Below are 6,974 nucleotides of genomic sequence, written 5' to 3' on the forward strand. Positions count from 1 at the left end.
TTTCCCACCACCAAAAAAGACATGACCAAATTTGTCTTCGTCACCGGCGGTGTGGTGTCTTCCCTGGGCAAGGGAATCGCCTCAGCCTCCCTTGCCGCGATCCTCGAATCGCGGGGACTCAAAGTCACCCTCATCAAGCTTGACCCCTACATCAACGTAGATCCGGGCACCATGTCGCCGTTTCAGCACGGCGAGGTTTTTGTGACCGATGACGGCGCAGAAACCGACCTCGACCTGGGCCACTATGAGCGTTTCATTGAAACGCGCATGAAGAAAACCAACAACTTCACCACGGGCAAAATCTACCAGTCCGTGCTGGAGAAAGAGCGCCGCGGCGACTACCTGGGCAAGACCGTGCAGGTCATTCCCCACGTCACCAACGAAATCCAGGAATTCATCAAGCGCGGCGCGGGCATCGGCACGCCCGATGCCGTGGATGTGGCCATTGTCGAAATCGGCGGCACGGTGGGAGACATCGAGTCGCTGCCGTTCCTGGAGGCCGTGCGCCAGATGAGCCTGCGCATGGGCCCCAACAACGCGGCGTTTGTGCACCTGACCTATGTGCCCTGGATTGCTGCGGCTGGCGAGCTCAAGACCAAGCCCACCCAGCACACCGTGCAGAAGCTGCGCGAAATCGGCATCCAGGCCGACGCCCTGCTGTGCCGCGCCGACCGGCGCATCCCGGAAGAAGAGCGCGAAAAAATCTCGCTGTTCACCAACGTGCCCGAATGGGGCGTGATCAGCATGTGGGACGTGGACACCATCTACAAGGTGCCCCGCATGCTGCACGAGCAAGGCCTGGACGGCCTCATTTGCGACAAGCTGCGCCTGAACACCCCCCCCACCAACCTCAAGCGCTGGGACGACCTGGTGTATGAGACCGAGCACCCCAAGGGCGAAGTTCGCATCGCCATGGTGGGCAAGTACGTGGAGCTGTCCGACAGCTACAAGTCCGTCAACGAGGCCCTGCGCCACGCCGGCATGCGCAACCATGTGCGTGTGCGCATCGACCACCTCGACTCCGAATCCATCGAAGGCCAGGAAGCCGACAAGCTGGCCCCGTACGACGCCATCCTCGTGCCTGGCGGCTTTGGCTCGCGCGGCGTGGAAGGCAAGATCTGCACGGCCAAGTTCGCCCGGGTGCACAAGGTGCCCTACCTCGGCATTTGCCTGGGGATGCAGGTCGCCACCATCGAATACGCCCGCCATGTGGCCGGCCTGCCCGGCGCCAACTCCACGGAATTCGATCCGTCCTGCAAGCACCCGGTGATCGCCCTGATCACCGAGTGGAAGGATGCCGACGGCACCATCAAGACACGCGACGCCAACTCCGACCTGGGCGGCACCATGCGCCTGGGCGCGCAAAGCTCCGACGTGGCACCCGGCACGCTGGCGCACAGCATCTATGGCGACGTGGTCACCGAGCGCCACCGCCATCGCTATGAAGCCAACGTCAACTACCTCGACCAGCTGCGCAAGGCGGGCCTGGTGATCTCGGCGCTGACGCAGCGCGAGCACCTGACCGAGATCATCGAGCTGCCGCAAAGCGTACACCCCTGGTACATCGGCGTGCAGTTCCACCCCGAATTCAAGTCCACGCCCTGGAACGGCCACCCGCTGTTCAACGCCTTCATCAAGGCGGCCGTGGAGCACCAGAAGGCCGCCAAGGCCGCAGCGTAAGCAAAGGAAACACCGCCATGAAACTCTGCGGCTTCGACGTCGGCCTGGAACACCGCTTCTTCCTGATTGCGGGCACCTGCTCCATCGAAAGCCTACAGATGTCGCTGGACGTCGCAGGCCAGCTCAAGGAGACCTGCACGGCGCTGGGCGTTCCCCTGATTTACAAGGGGTCGTTTGACAAGGCCAACCGCTCGTCTGGCACCAGCCAGCGCGGCGTGGGGATGGAAGCGGGCCTCAAGATCCTTGATGAAGTGCGCCGCCAACTGCAGCTGCCCATCCTGACCGATGTGCACGAGGCCTCCCAGGTGGCCGAGGTGGCCAGCGTGGTGGACGTACTGCAGACGCCGGCCTTCCTCTGCCGCCAGACCGACTTCATCCGTGCCGTGGCACAGAGCGGCAAGCCGGTGAACATCAAGAAGGGCCAGTTCCTCGCGCCCTGGGACATGAAGAACGTCATCGACAAGGCCCGTGCCGCTGCGCAGGAGGTGGGCCTGTCTCCAGACAGCTTCCTGGCCTGCGAACGCGGCGTGAGCTTTGGCTACAACAACCTCGTGGCCGACATGACCAGCCTGGCCGAGATGCGCAACTCCGGCGCGCCCGTGGTGTTCGACGTGACGCACTCGGTGCAAAAGCCCGGTGGCTTGGGTGCCGTGAGCGGTGGCGCGCGCGACATGGTGCCCGTGCTGGCCCGCGCCGGTGTGGCAGTGGGTGTGGCGGGCCTGTTCATGGAAACCCACCCCCGGCCCGCCGAGGCCTGGTCGGACGGGCCCAATGCCGTGCCGCTCAAGCACATGAAGGCGCTGCTGGAGACCTTGGTGGCGCTCGACGACATCACCAAGAAAAGCGGATTCCTCGAAAACAACTTTGGAGCCTGAGACATGAGCAGTGGTTACGTCATCGCATCCGTCACCGTCACCAACCCCACGCAGTATGAGGAGTACCGCAAGTGGAGCACCGTGGCCATGCAGGCCCACGGTGCTGAAGTGTGCGTGCGCGGCGGCAAGGTTGAAGTGCTGGAAGGCGACTGGAACCCCGGCCGCACTGTGATTCTCAAGTTTCCGAGCTTTGACGCGGCCCGCGCTTTCTACGACACACCCGAGTACCAGAAAGCTAAGGCAGCGCGCGAAGGCGCGGCGGTCATGCGCATGGTGTGTGTCGAAGGCGTCTGAACGCGCATTCGATCTTCGCTCATTAATTAATAGCTGCTAGCGCTTATCCAGTAAGCGCCAGAGCCCGATTTGATTTAAAACTTCTGCAAAAGGAAAACCATGAGTGCCATCGTTGACATCGTAGGTCGCGAGATTCTGGACAGCCGCGGCAACCCCACCGTCGAGTGCGACGTTCTGCTCGAATCGGGCGTGATGGGCCGCGCCGCCGTGCCTAGCGGAGCGTCCACCGGTAGCCGTGAAGCCATTGAGCTGCGCGACGGCGACAAGAGCCGTTACCTGGGCAAGGGCGTGCTCAAGGCCGTCGAGCACATCAACACCGAAATCTCCGAAGCCGTGCTGGGCCTGGACGCGTCGGAACAAGCCTTCCTGGACAAGACCCTGATCGACCTCGACGGCACCGATAACAAGAGCCGCCTGGGCGCCAACGCCATGCTGGCCGTCTCCATGGCCGTGGCCCGCGCCGCCGCCGAAGAGTCCGGCCTGCCCCTGTACCGCTACCTGGGCGGCATGGGCGGCATGCAGCTGCCCGTGCCGATGATGAACGTCATCAACGGTGGCGCGCACGCCAACAACAGCCTCGATCTGCAAGAGTTCATGATCATCCCTGTGGGCGCCCCCACTTTCCGCGAAGCCGTGCGCTGGGGTGCCGAGGTGTTCCATGCGCTCAAAAAGATCATCCACGACAAGGGCATGAGCACCGCCGTGGGCGACGAGGGCGGCTTTGCACCCAGCGTTGAAAACCATGAAGCCGCCATCCAGCTGATCCTGCAGGCCATCGAAGCCGCAGGCTACACCGCCGGCGAGCAGATCGCCCTGGGCCTCGATTGCGCCGCCAGCGAGTTCTACAAGGACGGCATGTATGTGCTGGAGGGCGAAGGCGGCCTCAAGCTCACCGCCCAGCAATGGACCGACATGCTGGCATCGTGGTGCGACAAGTACCCCATCATCAGCATCGAAGACGGCATGCACGAAGGCGACTGGGATGGTTGGAAGATCCTGACCGAGCGCCTGGGCAAGAACGTGCAGCTGGTGGGCGACGACCTGTTTGTCACCAACACCAGGATCCTCAAGGAAGGCATCGACAAGGGCATTGCCAATTCGATCCTCATCAAGATCAACCAGATCGGCACGCTGACCGAAACCTTCGCCGCCATCGAAATGGCCAAGCGCGCGGGCTACACGGCCGTGATCTCGCACCGCTCGGGCGAAACCGAAGACAGCACCATTGCCGACATCGCCGTGGGCACCAACGCAGGCCAGATCAAGACCGGCTCGCTGTCGCGCTCGGACCGCATCGCCAAGTACAACCAGCTGCTGCGCATCGAGGAAGACCTGGGCGAGATTGCCCACTACCCGGGCCGCGCGGCGTTCTACAACCTGCGCTAAACCATGCCAGCTGCCCGGTCCTGCTGCGATCGCTCAGGCGCCCCCCGGCGCCCTAGGGCGGCGCCAGCACGACCGGACGCAACGCAGGCCCCGGCAAGGCGTACCATTTAGGCCATGGGTTTTCGTCTTGTGCCCGTTGTCCTGCTGGCCCTGCTGGCAGTCCTTCATGCCCAGCTCTGGCTGGGCCGGGGAAGCATTCCCCGTGTCCAGGAGATGCAGCGTCAGCTCGATGAGCAGATCGCCGCAAACGACCGGGCCCGGCAGGCCAATGAGCGCCTGAACTCCGAGGTGCACGACCTCAAGGAGGGCTTGGACATGGTGGAAGAAAAGGCACGCAGCGAGCTGGGCATGGTCAAGCCCAACGAGGTTTACGTGCACTACATGCCCCGCTGAGCTGCCGGGCTGCATCCCTCATCGCCACCGTGCCTGCACAGCAGACCATTGCCCTGCTGGGTGCACCCGGCACCGGCGCCCCCGCATTGGCCGAGGCCCTTCAGCACCGACTGGCAGACTCCGCCATGACGGCACAGGAGATTGCCGTGGCAGACGCTCCACAGCTGCCCACCGCGATCCGCCACACCCTGCACAGCGCCGCCATCACCTTGCTGATGGGGCTGGACCTGCCCTGCGCCGCACCCGAACAAGCCCGGCGCGAGGCCTGCGATGCACACCTGCGCGCCTTGCTGGCGGATGCTGCCGTGCGCTACCACGTGGTGTATGGCCAAGGTCCCGAGCGGGTCGAAAACGCGCTAAACGCTATTAATTCAATAGCTGTTAAGCCTTATGCGATAAGTGCAAACGACGTGTCGGATGCTAAACCCATGCGCCTGCGTGCCTGGGACTGCGAGAAATGCAGCGACCCCGAATGCGAGCATCGCCTGTTCAGCGCCCTCACCGGCCGGGGCGCTGCCGACCGTTGAGGGGTGAATTATTGAATGGCAGGCGGCACAGGCTGCTGGCTGATCATGGGAGAGACAAAAATCTGCGCCGCATCCACCGCGTCAAAACGGTATTGCTGCCCACAGAATTCGCAGCCCACCTCGACGTCATCGCGCTCGGCCAGAATGCTCTCGATCTCGTCCCGGCCCAGGCTGCGCAACATGTTGCCCACGCGCTCGCGGCTGCAGCTGCACGCAAAACGAGGTCCGGTGTCGCCCTGCTGCGGCTCGAAACGCAGCAGCTTTTCTTCCCAGAAAAGGCGGCGCAGGATGGTGTCCACGTCCAACGTCAGCAGCTCTTCGCGGGTCAGGCTTGATGCCAGGTGGGCAATGCGGTTGTAGTCCTCGTTGCGGCCGATCTGGTCTTCGTTTTCGCGGTGCGTCAGGCCCGCAGCCAGGTTGCCCTCGCCCTTGAGGGGCATGCGCTGGATCAGCAGGCCGGCCGCCACGGTGTCGTTGGCAGCCAGCACCAGCACCGTATCAAGCTGCTCGGACTGCAGCATGTAGTGCTGCAGCACATCCGACAGGCGCTCCAGCTTTTCATGGTGGTCGCCGTGCAGTGGCACCACGCCCTGATAGGGTTGCTGGCCCGGGTGGCGGTCCTTGGGGTCGAGCGTGATGGCACAGCGCCCGCCACCGGCCACATTGAGCATCTGGCTCAGCCGCGCATCGTCGGCCACAGGGCCGTTCACCGTGGCGGTGGCACGCAGGCTCAGGTCGGATTGCACCTCGGCCACCGCCAGCTTGACCGGCCCGTCGCCAAAAATCTGCAGCACCAGCGCGCCGTTGAACTTGATGTTCGACTGCATCAGCACGCCGGCTGCGGCCATTTCGCCGAGCAGTTCGCTCACGGGTGCAGGGTAGGCGCCAGTGGCGGAGTTGCTCGCGCGCACGCGCAGGATCTCGGTCCATGCCTCGGTCAGGCGCACCAGCATGCCGCGCACGGGCATGCCATCGAAAAGAAACTTGTGGAGTTCAGACACGCAGGGATTCCAGAAAAAAGTCGGGCTCGGTGGGCGGGCTTCAGGCCAGCTTGCGCAGGCCGCTTTGAAAGCGGCGCGCGTTGTCCATGTAGTGACCGGCACTCTGGCGCAGGCCTTCGATGTGCTCGGGGCTCAGTTCACGCACGGCCTTGGCAGGGCTGCCGATGATCATGGAGCCATCGGGAAACTCTTTGCCCTCGGTCACCAACGCGCCCGCGCCCACCAGGCAGTTCTTGCCGATTCTGGCGCCGTTGAGCACGATGGCGCCAATGCCGATCAGCGTTTCGTCGCCAATGGTGCAACCGTGCAGCATGACCTGGTGGCCCACCGTCACGCGCTCGCCGATCACCAGCGGCTGGCCGAAGTCGGCGTGCAGCACGCTCGCATCCTGGATATTGGTGCCTGCGCCGATGGTGATGGCCTCGGTGTCGCCGCGCACCACCGTGCCAAACCACACGCTGGCGTTCTCGCCCAGCACCACGTTGCCGATCACCTGCGCGGTGTCGGCCACCCAGGCCGAGGCCGCCACGCGCGGGGCCACGCCATCGAGTTCGTAAATCGCCATGCAACACACTCCGTAAAAAATGGATCTGCCGGTTGGTTACAAAGCATCTGCTCTGGCCCTCCAACCAACTCCAGGCAGGGCCTAGAATTGTAAGGATGGAGCTTCGCCAACGTGCACTGCAGGTCTTGTGCCTCTCAGACCCAGAACAAAAAGCGGCCGCAACGCTTGACCTTCAAGCGCAGGCAGCTATGCTTTCAATAGCAGAACAAGCCCCTGCAGCCCCGCCAGATGCCGCCGCCCTGCCCGGCCACCC

At 63.7% G+C, this 6,974-nt stretch carries 8 protein-coding genes and 1 pseudogene; 7 read left to right on the top strand and 2 right to left on the bottom strand.

The window, feature by feature from the left end:
* Positions 1-21 precede the first annotated feature (21 nt).
* The 6 genes from DTW89_RS06040 (at position 22) to DTW89_RS06065 (ending at position 5,155) form a co-directional block, all read left to right on the top strand.
* On the top strand, positions 22-1,680 hold the full coding sequence (locus tag DTW89_RS06040; protein ID WP_114655277.1) for a CTP synthase: 1,659 nt from the start codon (positions 22-24) through the stop codon (positions 1,678-1,680).
* Between the two features lie 17 nt (positions 1,681-1,697).
* Positions 1,698-2,555 (top strand): 3-deoxy-8-phosphooctulonate synthase, encoded by an 858-nt coding sequence (kdsA, locus tag DTW89_RS06045; RefSeq protein ID WP_114655278.1) that lies wholly within the window; start codon positions 1,698-1,700, stop codon positions 2,553-2,555.
* A gap of 3 nt (positions 2,556-2,558) precedes the next feature.
* Entirely contained in the window at positions 2,559-2,849 is a 291-nt protein-coding gene (locus DTW89_RS06050; protein ID WP_111865360.1) for a DUF1330 domain-containing protein, read from the top strand.
* A 99-nt stretch (positions 2,850-2,948) separates the two neighbouring features.
* Positions 2,949-4,235, top strand: coding sequence for a phosphopyruvate hydratase (gene eno, locus DTW89_RS06055; protein ID WP_024814522.1), 1,287 nt, complete (start codon positions 2,949-2,951; stop codon positions 4,233-4,235).
* A 114-nt stretch (positions 4,236-4,349) separates the two neighbouring features.
* A complete protein-coding gene (locus DTW89_RS06060) occupies positions 4,350-4,628 on the top strand; it encodes a septum formation initiator family protein (protein WP_024814521.1) in 279 nt (92 codons plus the stop codon).
* 29 nt (positions 4,629-4,657) lie between these two features.
* Positions 4,658-5,155 (top strand): hypothetical protein, encoded by a 498-nt coding sequence (locus DTW89_RS06065; protein ID WP_236637051.1) that lies wholly within the window; start codon positions 4,658-4,660, stop codon positions 5,153-5,155.
* An 8-nt stretch (positions 5,156-5,163) separates the two neighbouring features.
* On the opposite strand, the gene hslO is transcribed toward DTW89_RS06065, so the two are convergent.
* Both hslO and DTW89_RS06075 read right to left on the bottom strand, forming a co-directional pair.
* Positions 5,164-6,156, bottom strand: a complete 993-nt coding sequence (gene hslO, locus DTW89_RS06070; RefSeq protein WP_114655280.1) for an Hsp33 family molecular chaperone HslO — start codon at positions 6,154-6,156, stop codon at positions 5,164-5,166.
* Positions 6,157-6,196: 40 nt separating this feature from the next.
* A complete protein-coding gene (locus tag DTW89_RS06075; RefSeq protein WP_114655281.1) occupies positions 6,197-6,721 on the bottom strand; it encodes a gamma carbonic anhydrase family protein in 525 nt (174 codons plus the stop codon).
* A 95-nt stretch (positions 6,722-6,816) separates the two neighbouring features.
* On the opposite strand from DTW89_RS06075, the pseudogene DTW89_RS19685 reads away from it, so the two are divergent.
* Positions 6,817-6,974, top strand: a pseudogene (locus tag DTW89_RS19685) (DUF455 domain-containing protein); the annotation flags it as partial.

The organism is Acidovorax sp. BoFeN1 (assembly GCF_003345135.1).
GTDB lineage: Bacteria > Pseudomonadota > Gammaproteobacteria > Burkholderiales > Burkholderiaceae_C > Acidovorax > Acidovorax defluvii.

Excerpts from the sequence above, each read along its gene's own strand:
- DTW89_RS06040 (WP_114655277.1), top strand. The coding sequence starts at position 22 with ATGACCAAATTTGTCTTCGTCACCGGCGGTGTGGTGTCTTCCCTGGGC.
- kdsA (WP_114655278.1), top strand. The coding sequence starts at position 1,698 with ATGAAACTCTGCGGCTTCGACGTCGGCCTGGAACACCGCTTCTTCCTG.
- DTW89_RS06050 (WP_111865360.1), top strand. The coding sequence starts at position 2,559 with ATGAGCAGTGGTTACGTCATCGCATCCGTCACCGTCACCAACCCCACG.
- eno (WP_024814522.1), top strand. The coding sequence starts at position 2,949 with ATGAGTGCCATCGTTGACATCGTAGGTCGCGAGATTCTGGACAGCCGC.
- DTW89_RS06060 (WP_024814521.1), top strand. The coding sequence starts at position 4,350 with ATGGGTTTTCGTCTTGTGCCCGTTGTCCTGCTGGCCCTGCTGGCAGTC.
- DTW89_RS06075 (WP_114655281.1), bottom strand. The coding sequence starts at position 6,721 with ATGGCGATTTACGAACTCGATGGCGTGGCCCCGCGCGTGGCGGCCTCG.